At 73.7% G+C, this 25046-nt stretch carries 21 protein-coding genes; 9 read left to right on the top strand and 12 right to left on the bottom strand.

Features of this window, described 5'->3' with window-relative positions; genetic code table 11:
• Positions 1–164: 164 nt before the first annotated feature.
• Positions 165–1349: a serine protease gene (locus tag ACIOJE_RS32825; RefSeq protein ID WP_280685747.1), complete on the top strand. Its 1185-nt coding sequence runs from the start codon at positions 165–167 to the stop codon at positions 1347–1349.
• Between the two features lie 64 nt (positions 1350–1413).
• Positions 1414–2538, top strand: coding sequence for a trypsin-like serine peptidase (locus ACIOJE_RS32830; RefSeq protein ID WP_400781225.1), 1125 nt, complete (start codon positions 1414–1416; stop codon positions 2536–2538).
• A gap of 81 nt (positions 2539–2619) precedes the next feature.
• Here the strand turns inward: ACIOJE_RS32830 and hflX are convergent, their stop codons facing one another.
• From hflX to miaA, 5 genes are all read right to left on the bottom strand, one after another.
• Positions 2620–4122, bottom strand: a complete 1503-nt coding sequence (gene hflX, locus ACIOJE_RS32835; protein WP_280685745.1) for a GTPase HflX — start codon at positions 4120–4122, stop codon at positions 2620–2622.
• Positions 4123–4226: 104 nt separating this feature from the next.
• Complete coding sequence (locus tag ACIOJE_RS32840) at positions 4227–6566, bottom strand: bifunctional (p)ppGpp synthetase/guanosine-3',5'-bis(diphosphate) 3'-pyrophosphohydrolase (RefSeq protein ID WP_280685744.1); 2340 nt, start codon at positions 6564–6566, stop codon at positions 4227–4229.
• A gap of 168 nt (positions 6567–6734) precedes the next feature.
• Complete coding sequence (dapF, locus tag ACIOJE_RS32845; RefSeq protein WP_400781228.1) at positions 6735–7643, bottom strand: diaminopimelate epimerase; 909 nt, start codon at positions 7641–7643, stop codon at positions 6735–6737.
• Positions 7644–7698: 55 nt separating this feature from the next.
• Positions 7699–8199, bottom strand: a complete 501-nt coding sequence (locus ACIOJE_RS32850; RefSeq protein ID WP_280685742.1) for a hypothetical protein — start codon at positions 8197–8199, stop codon at positions 7699–7701.
• A 227-nt stretch (positions 8200–8426) separates the two neighbouring features.
• Positions 8427–9377 carry a tRNA (adenosine(37)-N6)-dimethylallyltransferase MiaA gene (gene miaA / locus ACIOJE_RS32855; RefSeq protein ID WP_280685741.1) on the bottom strand — a complete coding sequence of 317 codons (951 nt, stop codon included), beginning with the start codon at positions 9375–9377 and terminating at the stop codon, positions 8427–8429.
• Positions 9378–9547: 170 nt separating this feature from the next.
• On the opposite strand from miaA, the gene ACIOJE_RS32860 reads away from it, so the two are divergent.
• Positions 9548–9811, top strand: coding sequence for an antitoxin (locus ACIOJE_RS32860; RefSeq protein WP_400781231.1), 264 nt, complete (start codon positions 9548–9550; stop codon positions 9809–9811).
• Between the two features lie 15 nt (positions 9812–9826).
• Here ACIOJE_RS32860 and ACIOJE_RS32865 read toward each other — a convergent pair whose 3' ends face one another.
• Positions 9827–10525: a class III extradiol dioxygenase subunit B-like domain-containing protein gene (locus ACIOJE_RS32865; RefSeq protein WP_280685739.1), complete on the bottom strand. Its 699-nt coding sequence runs from the start codon at positions 10523–10525 to the stop codon at positions 9827–9829.
• A 78-nt stretch (positions 10526–10603) separates the two neighbouring features.
• Positions 10604–12103, bottom strand: coding sequence for a tRNA (N6-isopentenyl adenosine(37)-C2)-methylthiotransferase MiaB (gene miaB / locus ACIOJE_RS32870; RefSeq protein ID WP_280685738.1), 1500 nt, complete (start codon positions 12101–12103; stop codon positions 10604–10606).
• A 128-nt stretch (positions 12104–12231) separates the two neighbouring features.
• On the opposite strand from miaB, the gene ACIOJE_RS32875 reads away from it, so the two are divergent.
• Positions 12232–13251 carry a TAXI family TRAP transporter solute-binding subunit gene (locus ACIOJE_RS32875; protein ID WP_280685737.1) on the top strand — a complete coding sequence of 340 codons (1020 nt, stop codon included), beginning with the start codon at positions 12232–12234 and terminating at the stop codon, positions 13249–13251.
• A gap of 33 nt (positions 13252–13284) precedes the next feature.
• Here the strand turns inward: ACIOJE_RS32875 and ACIOJE_RS32880 are convergent, their stop codons facing one another.
• Positions 13285–14718: a sensor histidine kinase gene (locus ACIOJE_RS32880; RefSeq protein WP_400781235.1), complete on the bottom strand. Its 1434-nt coding sequence runs from the start codon at positions 14716–14718 to the stop codon at positions 13285–13287.
• Between the two features lie 6 nt (positions 14719–14724).
• A complete protein-coding gene (locus ACIOJE_RS32885) occupies positions 14725–15480 on the bottom strand; it encodes a response regulator transcription factor (RefSeq protein WP_400781238.1) in 756 nt (251 codons plus the stop codon).
• Between the two features lie 372 nt (positions 15481–15852).
• Between ACIOJE_RS32885 and ACIOJE_RS32890 the strand changes: the two genes are divergently transcribed.
• From ACIOJE_RS32890 to ACIOJE_RS32910, 5 genes are all read left to right on the top strand, one after another.
• Entirely contained in the window at positions 15853–16626 is a 774-nt protein-coding gene (locus tag ACIOJE_RS32890; RefSeq protein WP_280685734.1) for an amino acid ABC transporter ATP-binding protein, read from the top strand.
• Between the two features lie 121 nt (positions 16627–16747).
• On the top strand, positions 16748–17656 hold the full coding sequence (locus tag ACIOJE_RS32895; RefSeq protein WP_280685733.1) for a glutamate ABC transporter substrate-binding protein: 909 nt from the start codon (positions 16748–16750) through the stop codon (positions 17654–17656).
• An 80-nt stretch (positions 17657–17736) separates the two neighbouring features.
• The gene (locus ACIOJE_RS32900) at positions 17737–18387 is read left to right on the top strand and encodes an amino acid ABC transporter permease (RefSeq protein ID WP_280685732.1); all 651 of its coding nucleotides are present in this window, start codon (positions 17737–17739) and stop codon (positions 18385–18387) included.
• A complete protein-coding gene (locus ACIOJE_RS32905; protein ID WP_280685731.1) occupies positions 18384–19235 on the top strand; it encodes an amino acid ABC transporter permease in 852 nt (283 codons plus the stop codon). The genes ACIOJE_RS32900 and ACIOJE_RS32905 overlap by 4 nt, the downstream gene beginning before the upstream one ends.
• A 122-nt stretch (positions 19236–19357) precedes the next feature.
• The gene (locus ACIOJE_RS32910) at positions 19358–21100 is read left to right on the top strand and encodes an FAD-dependent monooxygenase (RefSeq protein ID WP_400781241.1); all 1743 of its coding nucleotides are present in this window, start codon (positions 19358–19360) and stop codon (positions 21098–21100) included.
• Between the two features lie 25 nt (positions 21101–21125).
• Here ACIOJE_RS32910 and rny read toward each other — a convergent pair whose 3' ends face one another.
• The 3 genes from rny to recA form a co-directional block, all read right to left on the bottom strand.
• Positions 21126–22595, bottom strand: coding sequence for a ribonuclease Y (rny, locus tag ACIOJE_RS32915; RefSeq protein WP_400781243.1), 1470 nt, complete (start codon positions 22593–22595; stop codon positions 21126–21128).
• 146 nt (positions 22596–22741) lie between these two features.
• Positions 22742–23809, bottom strand: coding sequence for a recombination regulator RecX (gene recX, locus ACIOJE_RS32920; protein ID WP_400781247.1), 1068 nt, complete (start codon positions 23807–23809; stop codon positions 22742–22744).
• A 4-nt stretch (positions 23810–23813) separates the two neighbouring features.
• A complete protein-coding gene (gene recA / locus ACIOJE_RS32925; protein WP_280685728.1) occupies positions 23814–24932 on the bottom strand; it encodes a recombinase RecA in 1119 nt (372 codons plus the stop codon).
• Positions 24933–25046 lie beyond the last annotated feature (114 nt).

Genomic DNA, 25046 nt, shown 5'->3' on the forward strand with positions numbered 1-25046 from the left:
CCTGCTGGGCCGACGGGCCGACTGCGGCCACGTCACGGATCGGTGACCTCCGGTCAGGGCCGGAACCCGGGGGGCGGCCGTCGCCGTCCTGGTGACCGGTGGAAGACTCCACAGCGGCGAGCCGCCGCACGACAACCCGACCGAGCCCAGGGGGAAGCGCACAGATGCCATCGATCCACCGGTCAGCCATGGCCGTCGCCCTCGTCACGGGGACGCTGCTCGCGGCGAGCGCCTGCGGGCCGGACGGCCCGGCGGGCGGTGGGAGCGGCACCGCCGCGCCGCCACCCGCCTCCGCGAGCCCGACCAGCACCGCCGCGGGCAGCGGCGGCGTGATCGGCGGGATCACCCTCCCGTCGGGCATCCCGACCAGCCTGCTGGAGGGCCTGCCGAAGAGCTGGGACGACCTGAAGAAGTGGAAGTTCGAGGACTGGGACTCCTGGGCGTCCAAGCACGTCTTCAACAACCCGGTGGTGAAGGACTTCTGGAACCCGGACAAGATGGGCGATTCCAAGCCCGCCGAGCCGGCCCCGCCCACCGCCAAACCGGCCACCGACGACGGTGTGACCGACCCCGATCCGCCGGCGGTCAAGGCGGTGCCGGTGCCCCGCCCGTACACCAAGCAGCCGTCCGGGAAGGTGTTCTTCAGTGCCCAGGGCGGCCGGGGCAACTGCTCCGCGACGGTGATCACCGACCCGCAGCACCCGGGCAAGAGCAACCTGGTCTGGACGGCGGGCCACTGCGTGCACTCGGGCAAGGGCGGCGACTTCTACAAGGACCTGGTCTTCGTGCCCGCCTACAACAACTCGGGCGCCTCCAGCGGTGGCAAGAAGGCCCCGCTGTCCGAACTGGCCCCGCTGGGCACCTGGTGGGCCGACCTGGTCACCACCTCACCGCAGTGGATGGTCGAGGGCGGCGGCAGCGGTGACGCCGCGAACCAGTACGACTTCGCCGTCATGCGGGTGCACAACCAGAACGACACCGGCAAGTCGCTGGAGGAGACGGTCGGTTCGGCCGTCCCGGTCTGGTTCGACGCGCCGCGCGACAAGGTGTCCGTCGCGGCGGTCGGCTACCCGCTCTACAAGCCGTTCGACGGCCAGGAGTTGTACAAGTGCGAGGGCGGCAGGCCGACCCGGCTGTCGTTCGACCCGAAGCGCCCGTCGATGCTCACCATCGGCTGCACCATGACCCAGGGCGCCAGCGGCGGCGGCTGGTTCGCCACCATGCCGGACGGGAAGACCGCCCTGGTCAGCAACACCTCCATCGGCACCCAGGACCACACCTCGCTGAGCGGCCCGTACCTGGAGGAGGTCGCCAAGCAGGCGCTGGACTGGATCTCCAGGAAGCCGTAGCGCTGAGGCCTGTCCGGCCCCAGCCGTACGGGCGGCGGAGGCCGCCCCCGGGGGACGATGCACCATGCCGAAGCACACCGGCCGCGGACCGCGGCGCCGACCCGCACCGGTCGGCGCCGCGGTGCTCGTCGTGCTCGCCCTCGCCGCGACCGCCTGCGGGCCGGACGGCTCCGGCGCCGCCGAGGCCGCCCCGCCGCCGGCCCTTCCCAGGCCGGCCCCCACCAGCCTGGGCGACCTGGCGGGCTGGAAGCTGGAGGACTGGGGCCGGTTCGTCGCCGACAGCGGCTTCGCCAACGAGGTGGCCCCGGGTTTCTGGTCGACCGCCCGGATGGCGGCCGCCAAGGGCCGGCCCACCCCGGAGTACCCGCTCACCGCCGCGCCGGGCGACGACCGGTCGGCCACCCCGCCGGCCGCCGTCGCGGCCACGCCGCAGCCGCACCCGTACGGCCCGGCCGGCGCCGTGGTCGGCCGGCTCTTCGTCACCACGCCCCAGGGCGACGCGGCCTGTTCCGGCACGGTGGTCTCCGACCCGGTCAACCCGGGCCGCAGCAACCTCGTCTACACCGCCGCGCACTGCCTGCACGACGGCAAGGGCGGCAACTGGCTGAAGAACATCGTCTTCGTACCCGGCTTCAACCGGGACGGCCAGGCGGTCCGCGGCCGGCCGTTCACCGAGCAGCAGGCCGCCCCGTACGGCCGGTGGACGGCGGTGCGCGCGCTGGTGTCGCCGACCTGGCTCAAGGAGAGCGGCGTCGGCGCCCACCACCAGTACGACTACGGGATCATCCGGGTGCGCGGCGAGGGCGGCTCCGGCACCTCGCTGGAGGAGGCGGTGGGCGGATCGGTGCCGGTCTGGTTCAACGCCCCGCGCGACCAGATCACCTCGGCCGCCTCCTACGGATACCCGGCCGAGCGGCCGTTCGACGGCCTGGAGCTCGACCGCTGCGACTCCCCGGTCCCGCCGGCCAGGCTCTCCTTCGACCGGACCCGCCCGCCGATGTACGTGCTCGGCTGCAGCATGACCGGCGGCTCCAGCGGCGGCGGCTGGTTCATCACCAAGGACGGCAAGCCCAACCTGATCAGCGTCACCGCGATCGGCAACCGCACCCCGTCCGCGCACCTGGCCGGCCCCTCGCTGCAGGACCAGGCGAAGCAGGCCTTCGACTACTTCGCCAAGAACGTGAAGTAGCCCGGGCCCGCGAAGCCCCACCGCCGCACACACGAAGGGCCCCCGGACTCGCGTCCGGAGGCCCTTCGTCGGCTCGGCGCCTCAGCCCTGCAGCGCCACCGCGTAGCGCTCCAGCTCGGCGGCCAGCTCGGCCGACACCTTGGCGTGCACCAGCGTGCCCTCGCCGGTGTGCTCGGTGGCGAGCAGCTCACCCTCGGCGTGCACCCGGGAGACCAGCCCGCCCTGGGTGTAGGGCACCAGGGCCCGCACCTCGACCGCCGGGCGCGGCAGCTCGTCGTCGATGAGCTTCAGCAGCTCCTCGATGCCCGCGCCGCTGCGGGCCGACACCACGATGGCGTGCGGCTCGCGGCGCAGCAGGCGCTGCAGCACGTGCGGGTCGGCGGCGTCCGCCTTGTTGATCACCACGATCTCCGGCACGTTCTGCGCGTCGACCGAGACGATGACCTCGCGGACGGCGGCCAGCTGCGTCTCCGGCTCGGGGTGCGAGCCGTCGACCACGTGCAGGATGAGATCCGCGTCGGCGACCTCCTCCATGGTCGAGCGGAACGCCTCGACCAGGTGGTGCGGCAGGTGCCGGACGAAGCCGACGGTGTCGGCCAGGGTGTAGACCCGCCCGCTCGGGGTCTGGGCCCGGCGCACGGTCGGGTCCAGGGTGGCGAACAGGGCGTTCTCCACCAGCACGCCGGCACCGGTGAGCCGGTTGAGCAGGGAGGACTTGCCGGCGTTGGTGTACCCGGCGATGGCCACCGACGGCACCTGGTGGCGCTTGCGCTCCTGGCGCTTGGTGTCGCGGCCCTTCTTCATCTCGACGATCTCCTTGCGGAGCTTCGCCATCTTCTCGCGGATCCGGCGCCGGTCGGTCTCGATCTTGGTCTCACCGGGACCACGCGTGGCCATGCCGCCGCCGGACGAGCCGGAGCCGCCACCACCCATCTGCCGGGACAGCGACTGACCCCAGCCGCGCAGCCGGGGCAGCATGTACTGCATCTGGGCGAGCGAGACCTGCGCCTTGCCCTCCCGGGACTTGGCGTGCTGGGCGAAGATGTCCAGGATCAGGGCCGTCCGGTCGACGACCTTGACCTTGACCACGTCCTCCAGCTGGATCAGCTGGCCGGGGGTGAGCTCACCGTCGCAGACCACGGTGTCGGCGCCGGTCGCGGCGACGATGTCGCGCAGTTCCTTCGCCTTGCCGGAGCCGATGTAGGTGGCGGCGTCGGGCTTGTCGCGGCGCTGGATCACCCCGTCCAGCACTTCGGAGCCGGCCGTCTCGGCGAGCGCGGCGAGCTCGGCCATCGAGTTCTCCGCCTCCTCCAGCGTGCCGTCGGTCCAGACGCCGACGAGCACCACGCGCTCCAGGCGGAGCTGGCGGTACTCGACCTCGGTGACGTCCTCGAGTTCGGTGGAGAGGCCGGCGACCCGGCGCAGGGCGGCGCGCTCGCTGCGGTCGTACTGGTCGCCGTCGTAGTGGTGGCCGAGGTCCTCGTCGATGGCCGCGAGGTCCTCGTCCATGAGGGCTTCCGCCCGCAGACCGTCGAGGCGGCGCGGGGCGTCGGCGTGGTCGCGGGTGTCGGACGTGGAGGTCATTCTGTCCTTTGGTCGCTGGTGCGGGTGGCCGGTGGGGACCGCACGTACGGTCCCACCCGGAGTCTGCCCAGCTGCCGCCCCGGTTACCGTCCGGGCGAGGTGAGCTACCCCTCAGGTCCTTGGGCGCCACCGGGGCTCCTGTGCCCTGAGAACGCCGTGGACCGGCCGTGAATTCCCCATGATGGTCGCACGCCCGGCGCGGGCCGGTCATCCCCATTTCCCCCGGGTTCCCGGGCGCCGCCGCCCTCGGGGGCCTGCGGCCGGCTCACGTCGTACACCCCGGAGACCCTGAGCATCGCCCGCATCAGCGTGGGCAGCGCGGCCGGCTCGGGCAGTTCGACGGTGTAGGTGTGCCGGACCCGCAGCTCCTGTGGCGGCTCGACCTCGGCCGAGACGATGCCGACGCCCTCGGCGGAGATGGCCGCCGTGAGGTCGGCGAGCAGCCGGGGCCGGTTGAGCGCCTCGGCCCGCAGGGTCGCCCGGTGGCCGTCCGCCGGGGCGCCCTCCGGCTGCCAGCGGACGTCCAGCTCCGCGCGCCCGGCCGCGCGCATCCGCTCCCCGGCCGGACAGCCGGTGCGGTGCACGGCGACGGCGCCGCCACGGATCGGGTAGCCGGCCACCTCGTCCGGCGGGACGGGCGTGCAGCAGCGGGCCAGCCGCACGGGCGCCCCGGGCCGGCCGGCCACCGCGACCGGGGCCGACCGGCGCTCGGTGGCCCGGTGCGCGGGCGGGGCGGGCTGGCCGCTGGAGGGGCCGGTGCGCACCACCGGCAGCCGCGCCGGATGGTCGGCGAGCCAGCGTTCGATGGCCAGCCGGGCGGCCGGGGTCCGGGCGTGCGCGAGCCACTCGGGCGAGGGGCCGGAGGGTTCGGCGGCGCGCGGCCCGTCCTCGGTGTGCACGCTCCCGGTCGGCAGCGTCTCGGTGAGCACGGCGAGCCGGTCGCCGTCCTGCAGGACGGTGGAGAGCGCGGTGAGCCGGCCGTTGACCCGGGCGCCGATGCAGCGGTGGCCGGTCTCCTCGCCGAGCAGGTAGGCGGCGTCCACGCAGGTGGCGCCGGCCCTCAGCTGAAGCGTTTCGCCGCACTCCGTCACGACGGTGATCTCGCGGTCGCCGGCCAGGTCGGCGGTGAGCGCGGACCAGAAGGCGTCCGGGTCCGGGGTCTCCTGCTGCCACTCCAGCAGCCGGCTGAGCCAGCCCGGCCGGGCCGGGTCGGTGCGGTCGAGCTCGTCGGCGTCCTGGACGGCGCCGGCCGGCTCCGGGTCGCCGAGCGCGACCACCCCGGTCTCGGCGACCTCGTGCATCCGCCGGGTGCGCACCAGCACCTCGACGACCGTGCCGCCGGTCAACGCCACGGCGGTGTGCAGCGACTGGTACAGGTTGAACTTGGGAGCGGCGACGAAGTCCTTGAACTCGCCGGGCAGCGGCGTCCAGCAGGTGTGCAGTTCGCCGAGCACGGCGTAGCAGTCGGCGTTCTCCTCGACCACCACCAGCAGCCGCCCGAAGTCGGCCGGCTGCGGCCCCTGCGGCTGCCCGTCCCGCCCGGGCGCGGCGGCCCGCTTGAGCAGCACCCGGTGCAGCGAGACGCAGTGCCGGGGCCGGACGGTGACCTCGGCGGCCACCCCGGTCTCGGCCAGCTGGCGGGCCAGCAGCCGGGCGAAGGGTTCCAGCAGAGTGTCCGGCCGGTCCTCGTGACCGGACATCAGGGCCCGGGTGCGGGCGTACTCCTCGGGGTGCAGGGTGGCGAAGACGATGTCCTCCAGCTCCGCCTTGAGGACCTGGATGCCGAGCCGTTCGGCCAGCGGGATCAGCACGTCCCGGGTGACCTTGGCGATCCGCACCTGGCTGGCCGGCTTCATGTGCCGGATGGTGCGCATGTTGTGCAGCCGGTCGGCGAGCTTGATCACCATCACCCGGACGTCGTCCCCGGTGGCGACCAGCATCTTGCGGAAGGTCTCGGCCTCGGCGGCGGCGCCGAAGTCGACCTTCTCCAGCTTCGTCACCCCGTCGACCAGATAGGCGACTTCGGGACCGAACCCGGCGCCGACCTGATCCAGCGTCAACTCGGTGTCCTCGACGGTGTCGTGGAGCAGTGAGGCGACCAAGGTGGTGGTCCCGGCGCCGAGTTGGGCCAGGATCATGGTGACGGCCAGCGGATGGGTGATGTACGGCTCGCCGCTCTTGCGTTTCTGGCCGCGGTGGCTGGCCTCGGCGAGCCGGTACGCCCGGGCGAGCAGGCCGAGGTCGGCCTGCGGATGGTGTTCGCGGTGGACCCGGACCAGCGGTTCGAGGGCGTCCGGGACGGGCGGCCGGCCGGTGGCCAGCAGGGCGGCCCGCCCGGCCCGGCCGAGCGCGGCCCGGCCGAGCTCCCCCAGGGGCCGCCTGGCCCCGGCTTGCCGTGCGGACGTCGGCTGCCCCGTCAGGGGCTGCCCGGCTTCGATGGTCATCGGCGCACCTCCGGCAGCGATCACCGGCCGCCACCCCGCCGAGGGGCGCCTTCCCGGTGGTCCATGCTACCGAGCAGAGCACGTTCCGCGTTGCGTTGCTTCCCGTCCGCGACAGGCGTCACCCGAACGGGCGGATTCGCCGCCGTACGAAATGGGCAAACCGGGCCGTCAGCCCGTCAGCTCGGCCCACCAACGGGCGTCGATCTCGCCGGCGGCCACGATCACCGCCGGGCCGGTCTTCTCGATCCGGCCGTCCGGGTGCTCGGTGATGACCAGTCGGCCGCCCGGCACGTCCACGGTGTAGGTGGCCGGCTCGCCGGTGACCGCCGGGTCGACGCCGTCCCGGCGGATGGCGGCCACCGCGACGGCGCAGGTGCCGGTGCCGCAGGAGCGGGTCTCGCCGGAGCCGCGCTCGTACACCCGCATGGCGACGTGCCGCGGCCCGCGGTCCACCACGAACTCGACGTTCACGCCCTCCGGGTAGGCCCCTTCGGGGGTGGTGAGCGGCGCGGAGTACAGGTCCCCGGCGTCGTCCAGGCTCGCCACGAAGGCCACCGCGTGCGGGTTGCCCATGTTGACGTTCAGCGCGGGCCAGCGCCGCGCGCCGACCGCGACCTCGACGCCGTCCGGCCCGGGCAGCCGGGCCCGGCCCATGTCGACGGTGACCTCGCCGGGCGTGCCGTCCGCGGCGTCCGCGGCGACCCGCACCGTCCGCACCCCGGCGCGGGTGGCGATCGCCAGCTCGCCGGGCTCGGCCAGGCCGGCCTCGACCAGGTAGCGGGCGAAGACCCGCACGCCGTTGCCGCACATCTCGGCGATGCTGCCGTCGGAGTTGCGGTAGTCCATGAACCACTCGGCCCGGTCGGCCTGGTCCGCGGCGGCCGGGTCGGCAGCGGAGCGCACCACGCGCAGCAGCCCGTCCCCGCCGATCCCCGCCCGCCGGTCGCACAGCGCGGCGACGGCCGCGGGGCCGATCGCCAGCTCGCCGTCCGGGTCCGGGACGATGACGAAGTCGTTCTGGGTGCCGTGCCCCTTGAAGAAGGGGACGCCGACCGGCTGCGGGGAGGATGCGCTCACCCTCCCGATGGTACTGAACCGGCGCGCCCGCCACCGGGTCGGTCCGACGGGCGGATCAGCGCAGGTAGGCGACCCGCCAGACGGCCAGCGCGCAGGCCGCCAGCGCGATCAGGGTGTAGACCACGATCGCCTTCCAGCCGGCCCGCTGCCCGGAGCCGCGGCGCGGCAGGCCCGGCCACTTGTACCCGGCGTGCCGCGCGGCCATCGCGCCCCAGCCGACCGAGGCGGCGGTGAACAGCAGCCCGAGCATGCCGACCATGGTGGAGCGCGCCCCGGCCGAGCCGAAGGCGAGCGGGAAGGCGAACATCAGCGAGCCGAGGGTGCCCAGCAGGGCGATCGGCAGGGTCTGCCACCAGCGGAGCCGGCGCAGCGGTCGGATCTCCCGCTCGTGCACCGCGCCCGCCGGGGTGCGGGTGTCCAGGGCGGGCAACGCGACCGCGTACGAGGTGGGCGCGTCCAGGTCGGTCAGCACGGGCAGGTCGCCCCTCGTCGACTCGTCGGCCGGTGCGGTGACACTCCCGCCCTGACCCGATTCGGGGCCGGTACCCGTCGACACGCGGCCTCCCCTGACAGTTCGACACGAGCGGACTCGCGGTCGGGCACGGTCGGCCCGCGCGGCCGACCCCTACGGCTTCGATGATGGCATGTCCAGACGGGCGTTCCGGGCCTGACCGGCGTCGACGGGTGATCCGTGGCCATCACGTGATCGGCCCGTGACCGCCGGTTCGTCCTGCACGGCCACCTGCGCGCGCAGGTGCACCGCCGGATTGGCCGGAACCCGTTCTACCCGGCCGGAACCTCCTGACGGTCGATCAGTTCGAGGGAGCGTTCCAGCAGCTCGACGGGGTCGGTGCCGGCCGGGCGGGACAGCCAGTGGATCCGGCCGTCGCGACGGAACCAGGACTCCTGGCGGCGGGCGAAGCGCTTGGTGGCCCGGACGGTCTCGGCCCGCGCCTCGTCCTCGGTGCACTCGCCGGCGAAGTGGTCCAGCACCTGCTGGTAGCCGAGCGCCCGGGAGGCCGTCCGCCCCTCACGCAGCCCGATCCGCTCCAGCGCGCGCACCTCGTCCAGCAGTCCGGCCTGCCACATCCGGTCGACCCGCAGCGTGATCCGCTCGTCCAGCTCGGGGCGCGGCACCGCGACGCCGATCTGCACCGCGTCGTAGACGGCGGTGTTGCTCGGCAGGTTGGCGGTGAACGGCTGCCCGGTGATCTCGATGACCTCCAGCGCCCGGACGATCCGCCGCCCGTTGCCGGTCAGGATCGCCTCGGCGGCCGCCGGGTCCAGCTCGGCCAGCCGCCGGTGCAGCGCGTACGGGCCGTCCTGCTCCAGTTCGGCCTCCAGCCGGGCCCGGACCGCCGGGTCGGTGCCGGGGAACTCCATCTCGTCGATCGCCGCCCGGACGTACAGCCCGGAGCCGCCGACCAGGACGGGCGTGCGCCCGGCGGCGAGCAGCCGGTCGATCTCGGCCCGGGCCAGCCGCTGGTACTCGGCGACGCTGGCGGCCTCGGTGACGTCCCAGACGTCCAGCAGGTGGTGCGGCACTCCCCCGCGTTCGGCCGTGGTGAGCTTGGCGGTGCCGATGTCCATGCCCCGGTACAGCTGCATCGAGTCGGTGTTGATCACCTCGCCGCCGAGGCTGCGGGCGAGGGCGACGGCCAGATCGGACTTGCCGGCGGCGGTCGCGCCGACGATCGAGAGGACGCGGGGCTGGACGGTGCGGGAGCTGCTCACCGCTCCAGTCTCGCAAAACCGCCGCCGCACCGGAGACCGGGCTGCCCGTCGGCCCCGACTGCGCGACGATATGACTGTTTCCGGACATTTCCGCAGTTGGAGCCGGTTTGCGAACGGTTCGGCGGTGACGAGCGTTGTGCAGGAGACAGGGAAGAAAGGGTGAGATCGCCATGGGTCTGATGGACAACCTCAAGGGCAAGGCCGGGGAGCTCAAGGACAAGGCCAGTGAGCTCGCGGGCAAGCACAGCGAGCAGATCGAGCACGTGGTGGACAAGGCCGGCGGCGCGATCGACAAGGCGACCAAGGGCAAGTACAGCGACAAGATCGAGCACGGTGCCAGCAAGGCCAAGGACGCGGTGGACGACTTCGCCCACAAGCCGAAGCCGAGCGACCACGGGCCGGCCGGCGGCAACGGCCAGGGGCCGCAGTCCTGACGTCCCCCGCGGTGATCAGCTCCAGGAGGCCACGAGGTACCCGACCCCGTACGGGGCGTCCTGGTAGCCGAGCCGCGCGGTGAGGCCGGCGCCCTCCGCGGCGCCGGCCAGCACCTGCCAGGGCGCCCGGCCCTCGGCCTTGAGCTCGGCGGCCAGGGCGGCGTCCAGGGCGGCGAGGGCGGGCAGGTCGGCGGAGCCCAGGGCGGCGGCCAGCGCGGCGTCGAAGCCCTCGGCGCGCTCGTCCAGGTAGCCGGGCGCCTTCACCGAGCGGCAGGCGCTGCCGTCGCCCACCACCAGCAGGGCGACCCGGTCGGCCAGCTGGGCCAGGCCCTGGCCGAGCCCGAGCATCCGGTCGGCGGGCGCGTCGGCGGGCACCGCACAGGCGTGCGTCGGCAGGGTCACCCCGGCGCGCTCCAGCAGCCAGGCGCCGACCGTCAGCGAGGGCGCCAGCTCCGGCCCCTCGATCCGGCCGCCGGGCAGCTTGGCGACCAGCGGCACGCCGTAGCGCTGGAAGGAGCCCGCCCCGCCCTCGGTCCACACCTCGGCCTCCGGACCGGCGCCGACCACCACGACCAGTTGCGGGTCGGCCGCGACCAGCGCCGCCAGCGCCTCGTCGCAGGCGGCCCGCAGCGCGTCCAGCTCGGCGGCCGCCCCGGCGGCGACCTCGGGGACGAGCAGCGGCGGACAGGGGCACACGGCGGCGGCTACCAGCATGTGGATCACTCTAACCGCGAACGACGGCGGCCCGGCGGGACTCGAAGATCCCGCCGGGCCGCCGTTCGAAGCGGGCCGTCAGTCGCCGCAGCAGCCGCCCGCCGGGGCGGCGAGCGGCAGCGCGGCCGGGGCACCGACGGTCGGCAGGCCGAGCATCACCCCGGCCGGCTTGGCCACGGGCTTGGCCTGGCGCTTCTCCCAGGCGTCGCCGGCCCGGGTGCGGCGCACCGCGAGCGTCGGGCCCTCGGCCAGCAGGTGGTGCGGGGCGGCGTAGGTGATCTCCACGGTCACCATGTCGCCCGGGCGCACCGGCTCGGCCGGCCTGGTGAAGTGGACCAGCCGGTTGTCGGGGGCGCGGCCGGAGAGCCGGTCGGTCCGGTCGTCCTTCTTGCCCTCGCCCTCGGCGACCAGGATCTCCAGGGTCCGACCGACCTGCTTCTTGTTCTCCTCCCAGGAGATCTCCTCCTGGAGGGCGATCAGCCGGTCGTAGCGGGCCTGCACGACGGCCTTCGGCACCTGGTCCTCCATCTCGGCGGCCGGGGTGCCGGGGCGCTTGGAGTACTGGAAGGTGAAGGCGTTGGTGAAGCGGGCCTCGCGGACGACGTGCATCGTCTGCTCGAAGTCCTCCTCGGTCTCGCCGGGGAAGCCCACGATGATGTCGGTGGAGATGGCCGCGTCCGGCATCGCCGCGCGGACCTTGCCGATGATCCCGAGGAAGCGCTCCTGGCGGTAGGAGCGGCGCATCGCCTTGAGGACGGTGTCCGAGCCGGACTGTAGCGGCATGTGCAGCTGGTGCATCACGTTCGGCGTCTCGGCCATCGCGGCGATCACGTCGTCGGTGAAGTCCCGCGGGTGCGGCGAGGTGAAGCGGATCCGCTCCAGGCCCTCGATCTGGCCGGCGGCGCGCAGCAGCTTGGAGAAGGCCTCGCGGTCGCCCAGGTCGGAGCCGTAGGCGTTGACGTTCTGGCCGAGCAGGGTCACCTCGATGACGCCCTCGTCCACCAGCGCCTCGATCTCGGCGAGGACGTCGCCGGGGCGGCGGTCCTCCTCCTTGCCGCGCAGCGCCGGGACGATGCAGAAGGTGCAGGTGTTGTTGCAGCCGACCGAGATGGCGACCCAGGCGGCGTACGCGGACTCGCGGCGGGTCGGCAGGGTGGAGGGGAAGGTCTCCAGCGACTCCAGGATCTCGACCTGGGCCTTGCGCTCGACCGCGGCCCGCTCCAGCAGCGCCGGCAGGTGGCCGATGTTGTGGGTGCCGAACACCACGTCGACCCAGGGGGCCTTGCGGACGATGGTGTCGCGGTCCTTCTGCGCGAGGCAGCCGCCGACGGCGATCTGCATGCCCTTGTGGCGGGTCTTGACCGGCGCCAGCTGCCCGAGGTTGCCGTACAGCTTGTTGTCGGCGTTCTCCCGCACCGCGCAGGTGTTGAACACGACCAGGTCCGGGTCGCCGTCCTGCCCGGCCTTGACGTAGCCCGCGTCCTCCAGCAGGCCGGACAGCCGCTCGGAGTCGTGGACGTTCATCTGGCAGCCGTACGTGACGACCTTGTAGCTCTTCAATCCGCTCTCACCGCTCACCAGACCAGGGTACGGGCAGCCGCGAAGCGCTTTTCCCCCGCCGTTGCGCGGGCGCTCACCCCCGGGCCCCGGCCCGTTCCTCCCGCCGACCCCTCCCGTTCCGCCGGGCGGCCTGGCAGTATCCCTGCATGGCCCCCACCACCCCGTCCCGTCTCGGCGCCGCCGTCCGCACCGCGGCCCGCAGCCCGTTGTGGCGGGCGGTCCTGGTCCTGGTGCTGCTGGTCGCGGGGCTGGGCGGCTGGTGGCTGTCGGCGGGCCGCTCGCCCGGGTACCCGCGCGGCGAGACGCGCTTCGCGACCGGCGTGCAGCGCGGCGTCTACGACCGGTACGGCCAGTTGCTGGAGGACCACGTCGCCAAGGCGATGCCGGGGGTGCGGCTGGCCCTGGACAACACCGAGGGCTCGGTCGACAACCTGGCCCGGGTGACCAGTGGCCAGGACGACTTCGCGATCGCCACCGCCGACGCCGTCGCCGACTACCAGGGCCCCGGCAAGGACCGGCTGCGGGCGATCGCGCGGCTGTACGACGACTACCTCCAGCTGATCGTCCCGGCCTCCTCCCCGGTGCACAGCACGGCCGACCTCAGGGGGCTACGGGTCGGCGTGGGCCTGCCGCAGTCCGGGGTGAACCTGGTGACCAGGCGGCTGCTGGCCGCGGCCGGCCTGGACCCGGACCACGACATCGTCCCGGTGTCGGCGGGCGTCGGCGACGCCGCGGACCAGCTGCGCGAGAAGAAGCTGGACGCCTTCTTCTGGTCCGGCGGCCTGCCGACCAGCGCCCTCACCGACCTGTCCGACCACGTGCGGATCCGGATCGTGCCGCTGGGGGACCTCGCCGGGGCCCTCCACAAGATGGAGGGCGGCGGCACCGACGCCTACCGGGCGGCCACCATGCCCAAGGGCACCTACCCGAACGCCGACCCCAAGGACGCCGTCGCCACCGTGGCCGTGCCCAACCTGCTGATCACCCGGGACGACGTGGACCCGGGTCTGGTCGAGGGCATGACCCGGGCGGTGATCGACAGCCGCGACCAGATCGGCTCCCAGGTGCACGCCGCCCAGCTGGTCGACCTGCGCACCGCCGTCTACACCGACCCGCTCCCGCTGCACGAGGGCGCGGCGCGCTACTACCGCTCGGTGAAGCCGTAAGGGGCCACCACCGCCCGGTGACGCCGCAGGGCGCTACCGCTGCTCCGGCCGCGGCACCGCCAGCGTCACCGCGAGCCCGGTCGGCTTGACCGGGGCGAAGCCGAGCGAGCCGCCGCCGGCCGCCAGCAGGGTGCGGGCGATCGACAGGCCCAGCCCGGAGCCGTCCACGTTCTGGTGCCGCGGGCTGCGCCAGAACCGGTCCCCGGCGCGGGGCAGCTCGTCCTCGGCGAGGCCGGGCCCGGCGTCCGTGACGGTCACCGCGACCTCGTCCCGGCGCACCGAGACCTTCAGCCGCACCCGGCTGCCGGCCGGGCCGAACTTGAGCGCGTTGTCCACCACGGCATCCAGGGCGGAGCCGAAGCCGATCGGGTCGGCCATGCCGAGGGCGAGCGCCGGGCCCTCCCAGCACAGCTCGATCCCGCGCTGCTCGGCCACCGGCCGCCAGGCGTCCACCCGGGCCAGGGTGAGCGCGGCGAGGTCGGTCTGCTCGGGTTCGGGGCGGGCGTGCTCGGCGGTGGCCAGGCCGAGCAGGTCGTCCAGCACCCGGGCCAGCCGGGCGCCCTCCTCCCGGACGCCACCGAGCTCCTCCTCGTGCCCCTCGGGCAGCTCCAGGCCGAGCACCTCGACCCGCAGCAGCAGGGCCGCCAGCGGGTTGCGCAGCTGGTGCGAGGCGTCCGCGACGAAGGCCTTCTGCTGGTCCATGGCGAGCACCACGTGGTCGGCCATCTCGTTGAACGAGCGGGCCAGCCGCTGCAGCTCGGGCGGCCCGCCGCCGGGCGCGACCCGGGCGGCCATCCGGCCGGTGGCGATGTCGTGGGTGGCCCGGTCGAGGGTGCGGATCGGGCGCAGCACCCACTCGGTGAGCCGGACGGCCAGCAGCACCGCGACGATCATCGCGGCGGCCTCGCCCGCGCCGATCACCAGCCAGCTGTGCAGTATCCGGGTGCGCAGCGCCCCGGTCGGGGACTCGCTGAGCACCACCGCGACCACGTCGCCGTCGCGCACCACCGGGGTGGCCACGGTGAGGGTGCGGTCGGCGGTCCACGGCCAGACCTGCGGCGGGTTGTGGCTGCGCCGCCCGTCCAGCGCCTCCTGGAAGGCCTGCGCGCCCCAGCCGCCGGAGGGCACCCGCCAGTCGGCGGGGGCGGCGGAGATCGGCAGGCCGTCGCGCTGGAAGATGCCCAGCCGCACGCCGTACAGGTCGTGGTAGCGGCGGACCTCGGCGTCGATCGCGTGCCGGCGGCTGGCGTCGCCGGGGGCGGGCTCCGGGTCGCCCTTGAGCGCGGACTCCACCACCGAGGGGCCGGAGGTGGGCAGGTCCTGGGCGAAGCGGGCGGCGTCGTCGAGCCGGTCGACGACCACCCTGCTCTGCTCGGCCGCCGCGACCGCCGCCGCGAGCGGCAGCCCGAGGGCGGCCAGGACGCAGAGCATGAGGGCGATCAGGATCCCGAGCAGACGGGTACGCACGAGCGGTCAGTGCTCCGCGGGGGCGGACGGGGCCGGGCCCGCGGCGGACGCCGGGGACTCGGGGATCAGGCGGTAGCCGACGCCGCGGACGGCCTCGACCAGCCCGGGCAGCGCGAGCTTGTTGCGCAGCGAGCCGATGTGCACCTCCAGGGTGCGCCCGTTGCCCTCCCAGCCGCTGCGCCAGACCTCGCTGAAGATCTGCTCGCGCCGGTAGACCACGCCGGGGCTCTGCGCGAGCAGGGCGAGCAGGTCGAACTCCTTGCGGGTGAGCGGCACGTCCCGGCCGTCCACGCTGACCCGGCGGCGCTCCCGGTCTATCCGGATGCCGCGGGACTCCAGCGGTCCGCGCTGCTGCGGGACGGCGTCGGGCGCGGGCACCGACACCGAGGCCGGGGCGAGGCCGCGGCGGGCCACCGCGTGGATGCGGGCGAGCAGCTCGCCCATGTCGTAGGGCTTGGTGACGTAGTCGTCGGCGCCCAGGTTGAGGCCGTGGATCCTGGAGCGGATGTCGGCGCGGGCGGTGACCATGATCACCGGGACGCCGCTGCCGGCCCTGATCCGGCTGCACACCTCGAAGCCGTCGCGGTCCGGCAGCCCGAGGTCGAGCAGCACCACCCGGTACGGGTCGTTGCCGTCCGGCACCAGGGCGTCCAGCGCCTCGTGCCCGCTGCGGGCGTGCCGGACCTGGAAGCCGTGCCGGCCCAGCACCGCGACCAGCGCGGCGGCCACGCGTTCGTCGTCCTCGACGAGCAGCAGTCGCATCCTGTTCTCCTCCTTCCCCCACCTGATCACCGGGCCCACCCGGTCGGGTCCCGGTCCTGCGCAGTATGGGCCAGCGGGCGGCCGGACGCCAGGCTCGGCCGCCCAGCGGGCTCCCCCGGGACGGGGTGCACCGGCGCGAGCGCCCGCTGTCACATGCCCCGTTGGCGGCCGGGCGAACAGTCCGCGAGCAGCGTGTGGCCGTTTTGTGATCCTCAAGTTCCGCTCAGATCGGCTGACGGCGCGTCGTCATCGCTCCTATGGTCGGCCCACCGGGGGCTGCGGCTCCGCCGGTCGCGGCTCCCGGATTTCGTACCACCATTGCCGCCCAAGGGAGTTCAGACTTTCACGGGCCGACACGAGGGAGCAGGCGCGATGGCCGAGAATCCGGTCGAGGACTCCACCCCTGCAGCCGCCCCCCTGGTCGTGCTGAGCGGCGTGAACAAGCACTACGGAGCGTTGCACGTCCTGCAGGACATCGACCTGGAGATCGTCCAGGGCGAGGTCGTGGTCCTGATCGGGCCGTCCGGCTCGGGCAAGTCGACGCTCTGCCGGACGATCAACCGGCTGGAGCCCATCGACTCCGGCGCGATCACCCTCGACGGCCGCCCGCTGCCCGCCGAGGGCAGGGAGCTGGCCCGGCTGCGCGCCGAGGTCGGCATGGTGTTCCAGAGCTTCAACCTGTTCGCGCACAAGACCGTGCTGGAGAACGTGGTCATCGGCCAGGTCAAGGTGCGCAAGGTCGCCCGGCCGGAGGCCGAGAAGACCGCCCGCGAGCTGCTGGAACGGGTCGGCGTCGGGGCGCAGGCGGACAAGTACCCCGCCCAGCTCTCCGGCGGCCAGCAGCAGCGCGTGGCGATCGCCCGGGCGCTGGCGATGAAGCCCAAGGTGATGCTCTTCGACGAGCCCACCTCGGCCCTCGACCCGGAGATGGTCAACGAGGTGCTGGAGGTCATGCGCCAGCTGGCCGCCGACGGCATGACGATGGTCGTGGTCACCCACGAGATGGGCTTCGCGCGCTCCGCCGCCAACCGCGTGCTGTTCATGGCCGACGGCCGGATCGTCGAGCAGAACACCCCGGACGCCTTCTTCACCGCGCCGCGCTCCGACCGCGCCAAGGACTTCCTCTCGAAGATCCTCCACCACTGACGCTCCGGGACGACCCGGGGCCGCCGCCGGCAAGGGCGCCGGGCGGCCCCGCCCGTGCACGCACCTTCCAGACGCCAGAGCCCGGTTGACGCCGTGGCCCAGCTCCCAGGAGAACACCCTCATGAGGACTCGTCGCACCCTCGCCGTCGCGCTCTGTGCCGTCGCGCTCACCGCCACCGCCGCCTGCGGCAAGGACGGCTCCCCCGGTGCCGCCGGCGCCGCCGCGAGCGGCAGCAACGCCCCGACGCTGCCGACCTACACGGTCAAGACCGACGTCAAGATCGACTCCGCGATCCTCGCCGAGGCCAAGAAGCGCGGCCAGCTGATCATCGGCGCCAAGGCCGACCAGCCGTTCCTGGGCTTCGAGGACGTCGCCAGCGGCGACCGCAGCGGCTTCGACATCGAGATCGCCAAGATGATCGCCGCCGACCTCGGCTTCACCCCGCAGCAGATCAAGTGGCAGACCCTGGTCTCCTCGCAGCGCGAGCCGGCCATCGCCAAGGGCCAGATCGACTTCTACGTCGGCACCTACAGCATCAACGACGAGCGCAAGAAGTCGGTCTCCTTCGCCGGCCCGTACTACATCGCCGGCCAGGACTTCCTGGTGAAGAACGACAACACCTCGATCACCGGCCCGGAGAGCGTCACCGGCAAGAACATCTGCACCGCCACCGGCTCGACCTCGATCAAGAACATCCAGCAGTACAACGCCAAGGTCACCCAGTTCGACACCTACTCGGCCTGCGTCGAGAAGCTGATGGCCGGCGAGGTCGACGCGGTCACCACCGACGACGCGATCCTCAAGGGCTACGCCTCCAAGTTCGCCGGCAAGCTCAAGGTCGTCGGCAAGCCGTTCACCAAGGAGAACTACGGCGTCGGCCTCAACAAGGACGACGCGGCCCTGCGCGGCGCCATCAGCGACGCCCTCAAGGCCCACGAGGACAACGGCGACTGGAAGAAGGCCTACGACGCGACGCTGGGCCTGTCCGGCTCCGCCGCGCCGACCCCGCCGGCCCTCGACCGCTACTGATCCACCCGCGGTCGGCCGGCTCCCGGCCGACCGCTCCTGACCACTCCCGAGTCCCCGACCACTGAGAGGAGGGCCGCCGGATGGGGTTCCTGTTCGAGGACGACAACTTCTCGTTGTTCCGCGACGGCTTCCTGCAGACGATCGAGCTGAGCGCGCTCAGCGCCCTGCTCGCCCTGCTGCTGGGCACCCTGCTGGCGGCCTTCCGGGTCTCCCCGGTGCCGGTCCTGCGCGCCTTCGGCACCGCCTGGGTGACGCTCTTCCGCAACACCCCGCTGACCCTGCTGTTCTTCGCCGTCGAGTTCGGCCTGCCGCCGCTCGGCGTGCACTTCAGCCACCTCGTCTTCGGGGTGCTGGCGCTCGGCGGCTACACCGCCTCGTTCGTCTGCGAGGTGATCCGCTCGGGCATCAACACCGTGCCGCTCGGCCAGGCCGAGGCGGCCCGCAGCCTCGGCATGACCTTCGGTCAGACCCTCACCCTGGTCGTCCTGCCGCAGGCCGCCCGGACCGTCCTGGCCCCGCTGAGCAGCGTGTTCATCGCGCTGCCGAGGAACTCGGCGATCGCCGGCGCGTTCAGCGTCGGCGAGCTGTACAGCGTGCAGCAGACCTTCTCCGAGCGCGGCTACGCGATCTTCGCGATCTTCTTCTGGGTGGCCTGCGCCTACCTGGTGATCAGCGCCGCGGTCGCCACGCTGTTCCGCGTCCTGGAATCCCGACTGGCGGTGGCCCGATGAGCAGCCTCTTCACCCGCACCTCCACGGCCAGCGTCCTCTACGACGCCCCCGGCCCGCGGGCCCGCGCCCGGTACCGGCTGTTCGGGGTGCTGGCGCTGATCGGCGTCGCCGGACTGCTCTGGTACGTCTTCGCCGCGCTCTCCGACAACGGCCAGTTCGACCCGCAGATGTGGGACGTGTTCCAGTACAACACCGTCCAGCAGCGGATCCTGGACGGCCTGGTCTCCACCCTGGAGGCCTTCGGGCTGGCGGCGCTGTTCTCGCTCACGCTCGGGGCCCTGCTCGCCGCCGGGCAGCTCTCGGACCACCGGCCGATCCGCTGGGCGTGCGTCGGCTTCGTCCAGTTCTTCCGGGCGATGCCGCTGCTGATCCTGATCGTCGCGCTCTACTACGCGTTCTTCGCCAAGGAGCCGATGTGGGCGCTGGTGCTCGGGCTCACCCTCTACAACGGCTCGGTGCAGGCCGAGATCATCCGCAGCGGCGTCAACGCCGTCCCGCGCGGCCAGGGCGAGGCGGCCTACGCGCTCGGCATGCGCAAGACCCAGGTGATGGCCGGCATCCTGGTGCCGCAGGCGGTCCGCTCGATGCTGCCCTCGATGATCGGCCAGCTGGTCGTCACCCTGAAGGACACCTCGCTCGGCTTCATCATCACCTACCACGAGCTGCTGTTCGTCGGTAAGGCGATCGCCAGTCAGCCGATCAACGCCGCGGGCTTCCCCTACATCCCCGTGGTCCTCGTGATCGGTCCGATCTACGTCGCCCTGTGCCTGCTCCTCACCGCGCTCGCCCGGTGGATCGAAGCACGCGGCCGTCGCGGCGCGAACCGGCGCACTTCAGCTGCTGCTTGACGCACACGCAGGTGAACTGTTGCATTGCTCTTCGTGACACCTCCCGGGAGCATCCACGCGGCATATGCGGCAGCGGTAACTGACGCCGGCCCAGCGGCCGGTTCGTGCCCGGAGGTCACGGCATGGACCCGGTGATCGTGGTCGGGGCCGGACCGGTCGGTCTGGCCCTGGCCCTCGCCCTGGCCCGGCACGAGGTGCCGACCATCGTCCTGGACGAGGGCTCCGGGCTCTGTCCCGAGGGCCCGCGCAGCGTCGTCCTCGGCGCCGACACCGCTTCCTTCCTCACCCGGATCGGCTACCCGCGGGCCGTCTCGGACTCCGCCCTGTGGGACTCCTTCACCGTCTGGCGCCGCCGCCAGGAGATGCTGCGGATCGACCTCACCGACTCCCCCACCTTCCACCTCCCCCAGCACCGCCTCCAGCGCGGCCTGCGCGACGCGCTGACCGGCACCCCGCTGGTCAAGCTGGTCCCGCTGAGCCGGGTCTGCGAGCTCGAACAGGACCGCGACGGCGTCAGCGTCCGCACCCACGGCACCCAGGACGGCTCCAGCACCTGGTGGCGCGGCAGCCACCTGGTCGGCTGCGACGGCGCCAGGTCCGCCGTCCGCAAGCTCCTGAAGATCCGCTTCCCCGGCCGCCCCGCCGTCGACCGCAACGCCATCGCCACCGTCCGGGTCGACCTGCCGTTCCAGGAGGCCCGGCTGCACCGCGAGCCCCCGTGGCGCGGCGACCGCGAGGCCTCCGCCCGCCCGCTGCCGGACGGCGTCTGGCGGCTCGACTGGCGGCTGCCCCCCGGGCGGCCCGCCGCCACCGAACCGGTCGACCCGCACGCCACCTGGCCCGGCATCGTCACCGGCGACACCCTGCTCACCCGGGTCACCGCCACCCTCACCGGCTGGTGCGGCGAACTCCCCCGCTTCGAACTGCTCGCCGCCGCCGACCACACCGCCCAGCAGCGACTGGCCGCCCGGTTCCGCAGCGGCCGCTGCTTCCTCGCCGGCGACGCCGCCCACCTGCACGGCGCCCTCGGCATGCAGAACCTCGCCGACGGGCTGCGCGACGCCGACAACCTCGCCTGGCGGCTCGCCCTCGCCTGGCACCTCCACTCCGGCGGCCCGCAGCCCGGCGGCTCCCTGCTGGACGGCTACGAGGCCGAGCGGCGCGGCGCGGTCGGCGCCCGGCTGCGCGCCGTCGACCAGGCCATGCCGCTGCTGCGCCCGCTGCGCGGCTGGCAGCAGACCCGGCGCTCTCTGCTGGTCGGGGGCTTCCGCAAGCACGCGCCGCTGCTCGCCGACGGCCAGCTCGGCACCGGCCGCTTCGGCGGCGCGCCCGCCTACCCGGCGGCACCCTCGGGCGTCCCCGGCCGGGTGCCGGTCCAGCGCGGCGCCCGCAGCGCCACCTCGCTCAGCGAACTGCTGCCCGCCACCGCCCCCGGCGTGCTCGTCCCGGACCTGCCGGTGCTCGCCGCCGACGGCACTCCGGACCACCTGCACGCCCGGCTCGGTGCCACCTTCCTGCTGCTGCTGGTCGCCCCCGGCACCGCCGTCTGGTCCGCCGAGCACTGGCTGGGCGCCGGGCTGATGCCGCGGCTCGCCGAGGTCGCCGCCGCGCTGCCGGTGCCGGCCGAGGTGCTGGTCACCGAGGAGTACCCGGAGGCCGGGCCGCACACCGTGCTGCTGATCCGGCCGGACGGGCACCTGGTCGGCGTCACCCAGGGCGCGGCCGCCGAGGACCTGCTCGCGCTCGCCGACCGGGCGCGGGGCGGGCCCGCCCCGCTCGCCGGCGGACCCGAACCGGAGCCCGAGCCCGAACCCACGGCCGCGCCCGCACCTACGCCGGAACAGGTGGACTCGCCGAGCGCGTGACGCCCGCCCAGCGGATGGCGCTCACTCAGCTGGCCACCGCGATCGCCCGGCTCTCCCGGACCACCGTCACCCGGATCTGGCCCGGGTAGGTCAGCTCCTCGGCGACCTGCCGGGCGACCTCCCGGGCGATCGACTGCGCCCCCAGGTCGTCCACCTCCTCCGGCCGCACCATCACCCGCACCTCGCGCCCGGCCTGCATCGCGTACACCTCGGCCACGCCCTCGTGCGCACGGGCGATCTCCTCCAACCGGGCCAGCCGCCGCACGTACACCTCCAGCGACTCCTTGCGCGCCCCGGGCCGCCCGCCCGAGCAGGCGTCCGCGGCCTGCGTGAGCACGGCCTCCACGCTGTGCGGCGCCACCTCGCCGTGGTGCGCGGCGATCGCGTGCACCACCTCCGGGGACTCCCCGTGCCGACGGGCGAAGTCCGCGCCGACCGCCGCGTGGCTGCCCTCGACCTCGTGGGTGAGCGCCTTGCCGATGTCGTGCAGCAGCGCGGCCCGCCGGACCGGCTCAGGGTCCACCCCGAGTTCGGCGGCCATCATCCCGGCCAGGTGCGCGGACTCCAGCAGGTGCCCGAGCACGTTCTGCCCGTACGAGACCCGGTAGCGAAGGCTGCCCAGGGTGCGGACGAGTTCGGGGTGCATCCCGCCGACCCGGGCGTCCAGCAGGGCGTCCTCGCCGGCCCGTACGCAGCACTGCTCGACCTCCTCGCGGCTGCGCTCGTGGAGGTGCTCGATCCGGGTCGGGTGGATCCGGCCGTCCTCGACCAGCTGGGCCAGGGTGAGCCGGGCGGCCTCCCGGCGGACCGGGTCGAAGCAGGAGAGCTGCACCGACGCGGGAGTGTCATCGATGATCAGGTTGACGCCGGTGACCGCCTCGAAGGCACGGATGTTGCGGCCCTCGCGGCCGATGATCCGCCCCTTCAGGTCCTCGCTCGGCAGCCGGAACACAGTGACCGCCGTCTCGGCCGTCTGCACCGCCGCCAACCGCTGGATCGCCCCGGCGAGGATGCTCCGGGCCCGGCGCTCACCCTCCTCCTTGGCCTCGCGCTCGATCTCCCGGACGGTGACGGCGGCCGCCCGCCGGGCCGAGGTCTCGGCCTCGCGCAGGAGTTCGGCGCGGGCCTGCTCGGCGGAGAGTCCGGCGGCCCGCTCCAGCACCGCCGCCCGGCGGGTCACCAGCGCCTCGGCCTCGCCCCGGGTGCGCTCCAGCTCCGCGGAGCGGACGGCGAGTTCGTCCTCCCGGGTCCGGATCCGGCGCAGTTCCTCGGTCAACTGCTCCTCGCGCCGGGCGAGTTCGGCCCGCTGCCGGGAGGTCTGCTGCTCGGCCCAGCCCCGGACGCGCTCGGCCTCGGCGGCGGCGCTGCGCTGGGCGGCCCGGAGCCGCCTGACCATCAGCCCGGCCAGTACCGCGAGGACCAGCAGGGCGGCGCCGGCCGACCCGGCGAGCGGTAGCAGGGAGGCGTCCGATTCGGTGCCCGCCGAGATCCTCATGCCGCCCACTCCCCGTCACCGCTGCCCGCCGCCCGGCGTGGACCGCCGTCCGGAAGCGCCCCCCGCACTGAGTGCGAGGCTAGGTGTGGGTCACGAAACGGTCAAGGCTCGGCCTGGACTGGACCAAGAAGCGTACGAAACTGCCACTAGTCCCTCTCGGTTCCTGACAGTTCGCCCGCCTCTTCCTCCTCCAACGCGCTGCGCACCACCCGGAACGCCAGCCCCTCGGAGTAGCCCCGGCGGGCCAGCATGCCGACCAGCCGTCGCGTCCGGACCTGCCGGTCCAGCCCTCGGGTGGCCCGCAGCTTGCGGTCGACCAGCGCCCGGGCGGCCTCGGTCTCGTCGTCGTGGTCGAGCTGGGCGACGGCCTGCTCGACCAGGTCGGCGGCCACCCCCTTGGTGCGCAGTTCCTGGGCCAGCGCCCGCCGGGACAGGCCCCGGACGGCGTGCCGGGACTCCACCCAGGCCGCGGCGAAGGCCGCGTCGTCGATCAGCCCGACCTCTTCGAGCCGGGTGAGCACCTCGTCGGCGACGTCGTCCGGGATCTCCCGCTTGTGCAGGGCGTCGGCGAGCTGTTTGCGGCTCTTGGCGGCGCCGGTGAGCAGCCGCAGGCAGATGTCGCGGGCGCGGGTTTCGGGATCGACGGACTCCTCGGCCCCGGCCCGCTTCCGCGCGGTACCGGCTCCGGCGTCCTGCTCCTCGCCCTCCTCGCCCGACGCGTGCTCGGCGAAGCGCCCCGCGGAGCGTCCTGCCGCGCGCCGGCCCCGTCGCGCGCCGGCGCCGGTGTGCGGGGCCGCGGCGGCCACACCCCCGTGACCGGCCGCCTCGACCCCGCCCGAACCGTCGACCGCCGCTGCGGTCGCGTCGAACTCCTCGGCCGCCAGCGCCGAGCGGCGCCGGCGGCGGCCTGCGGGCAGCTCCGAGGCGGAGACCAGCCCGAGCTCATCGACCGTCGGCTCCGCCGGAGCCGGCCCGGGCGCCGCGCCGCGCACCGCCCGGGCCGGCGCCCGGTCGAACTCCGGCTCCGAACCGGATGCCCACGATCCGGTGGAGGACCGCTCCCGCCGCCGCTCCTTCCGGGACTGCGACCGTGCTCGGGGCGCCCTCGCGGCCGACGGCTCCGGCTCCTCCGCCACCGCGGCGAACCAGTCCGGCGGGCCGTAGTCGTCGTCCTCGGGGCCGGCCGGGCCACCCACTGCGTCGTGCTGCGTCAACGGCTCAGGCCTTGGCAGCCGCCGCCGTCTTCTTCGCCGCGGCCGTCTTGGCGGCGGTCGCGGTGATCGGCTTCGCGGCGCCGTCGGCGGCGGCGGGCGCCGCCTCGCCCTCGGCCGGCTCGTCGGTCTTCGGGCCGATACCGAGCTTGCCCTTGATCTTTCGCTCGATCTCGTCGGCGAGCTGCGGGTTGTCCCGCAGGAAGTTGCGGGCGTTCTCCTTGCCCTGACCGAGCTGGTCGCCCTCGTAGGTGTACCAGGCGCCCGACTTGCGGATGAAGCCGTGCTCGACTCCCATGTCGATCAGGCCGCCCTCGCGGCTGATGCCGACGCCGTAGAGGATGTCGAACTCGGCCTGCTTGAACGGCGCGGCGACCTTGTTCTTGACCACCTTGACGCGGGTGCGGTTGCCGACCGCCTCGGTGCCGTCCTTCAGGGTCTCGATCCGGCGGATGTCCAGCCGGACCGAGGCGTAGAACTTCAGCGCCCGGCCACCGGTCGTGGTCTCCGGCGAGCCGAACATGACGCCGATCTTCTCGCGCAGCTGGTTGATGAAGACGGCGGTGGTGTTCGACTGGTTCAGCGCACCGGCGATCTTGCGCAGCGCCTGACTCATCAGCCGGGCCTGCAGACCGACGTGCGAGTCGCCCATCTCGCCCTCGATCTCGGCGCGCGGGACGAGCGCCGCGACCGAGTCGATGATCACCAGGTCGATCGCGCCGGAGCGGATCAGCATGTCGGTGATCTCCAGGGCCTGCTCACCGGTGTCCGGCTGGCTGACCAGCAGGGCGTCGGTGTCCACGCCGAGCTTCTTGGCGTACTCCGGGTCGAGCGCGTGCTCCGCGTCGACGAAGGCGACCGTACCGCCGGCCCGCTGGGCGTTGGCCGCCAGGTGCAGGGTCAGCGTGGTCTTGCCGGAGGACTCCGGCCCGTAGATCTCGACCACGCGGCCACGCGGAATGCCGCCGACCCCGAGGGCCACGTCCAGGGCGGTGGACCCGGTGGGGATCACGTCGATCGGCTCGTTGGCCTTCTCGCCCAGGCGCATCACCGAGCCCTTGCCGAACTGCCGCTCGATCTGGGCGAGCGCGGTCTCAAGAGCCTTCTCGCGGTCCGTACCTGCCATGGCTTCCACCCTCGGGTTCTGTGCTGTGCGCTTCATCGTCCTCGACGCTAGCGCGTCCCACTGACAAACGAGCCCGACCCGGCTCCGCCTGTGGAAAACTCCTCGCCGGAGAGT

The sequence above is a fragment of the Kitasatospora sp. NPDC087861 genome (genome assembly GCF_044742585.1).
Taxonomy (GTDB): domain Bacteria; phylum Actinomycetota; class Actinomycetes; order Streptomycetales; family Streptomycetaceae; genus Kitasatospora.

Excerpts from the sequence above, each read along its gene's own strand:
- ACIOJE_RS32825 (WP_280685747.1), top strand. The coding sequence starts at position 165 with ATGCCATCGATCCACCGGTCAGCCATGGCCGTCGCCCTCGTCACGGGG.
- ACIOJE_RS32830 (WP_400781225.1), top strand. The coding sequence starts at position 1,414 with ATGCCGAAGCACACCGGCCGCGGACCGCGGCGCCGACCCGCACCGGTC.
- hflX (WP_280685745.1), bottom strand. The coding sequence starts at position 4,122 with ATGACCTCCACGTCCGACACCCGCGACCACGCCGACGCCCCGCGCCGC.
- ACIOJE_RS32840 (WP_280685744.1), bottom strand. The coding sequence starts at position 6,566 with ATGACCATCGAAGCCGGGCAGCCCCTGACGGGGCAGCCGACGTCCGCA.
- ACIOJE_RS32860 (WP_400781231.1), top strand. The coding sequence starts at position 9,548 with ATGGGTCTGATGGACAACCTCAAGGGCAAGGCCGGGGAGCTCAAGGAC.
- ACIOJE_RS32865 (WP_280685739.1), bottom strand. The coding sequence starts at position 10,525 with ATGCTGGTAGCCGCCGCCGTGTGCCCCTGTCCGCCGCTGCTCGTCCCC.
- ACIOJE_RS32875 (WP_280685737.1), top strand. The coding sequence starts at position 12,232 with ATGGCCCCCACCACCCCGTCCCGTCTCGGCGCCGCCGTCCGCACCGCG.
- ACIOJE_RS32885 (WP_400781238.1), bottom strand. The coding sequence starts at position 15,480 with ATGCGACTGCTGCTCGTCGAGGACGACGAACGCGTGGCCGCCGCGCTG.
- ACIOJE_RS32890 (WP_280685734.1), top strand. The coding sequence starts at position 15,853 with ATGGCCGAGAATCCGGTCGAGGACTCCACCCCTGCAGCCGCCCCCCTG.
- ACIOJE_RS32895 (WP_280685733.1), top strand. The coding sequence starts at position 16,748 with ATGAGGACTCGTCGCACCCTCGCCGTCGCGCTCTGTGCCGTCGCGCTC.
- ACIOJE_RS32900 (WP_280685732.1), top strand. The coding sequence starts at position 17,737 with ATGGGGTTCCTGTTCGAGGACGACAACTTCTCGTTGTTCCGCGACGGC.
- ACIOJE_RS32905 (WP_280685731.1), top strand. The coding sequence starts at position 18,384 with ATGAGCAGCCTCTTCACCCGCACCTCCACGGCCAGCGTCCTCTACGAC.
- ACIOJE_RS32910 (WP_400781241.1), top strand. The coding sequence starts at position 19,358 with ATGGACCCGGTGATCGTGGTCGGGGCCGGACCGGTCGGTCTGGCCCTG.
- rny (WP_400781243.1), bottom strand. The coding sequence starts at position 22,595 with ATGAGGATCTCGGCGGGCACCGAATCGGACGCCTCCCTGCTACCGCTC.
- recA (WP_280685728.1), bottom strand. The coding sequence starts at position 24,932 with ATGGCAGGTACGGACCGCGAGAAGGCTCTTGAGACCGCGCTCGCCCAG.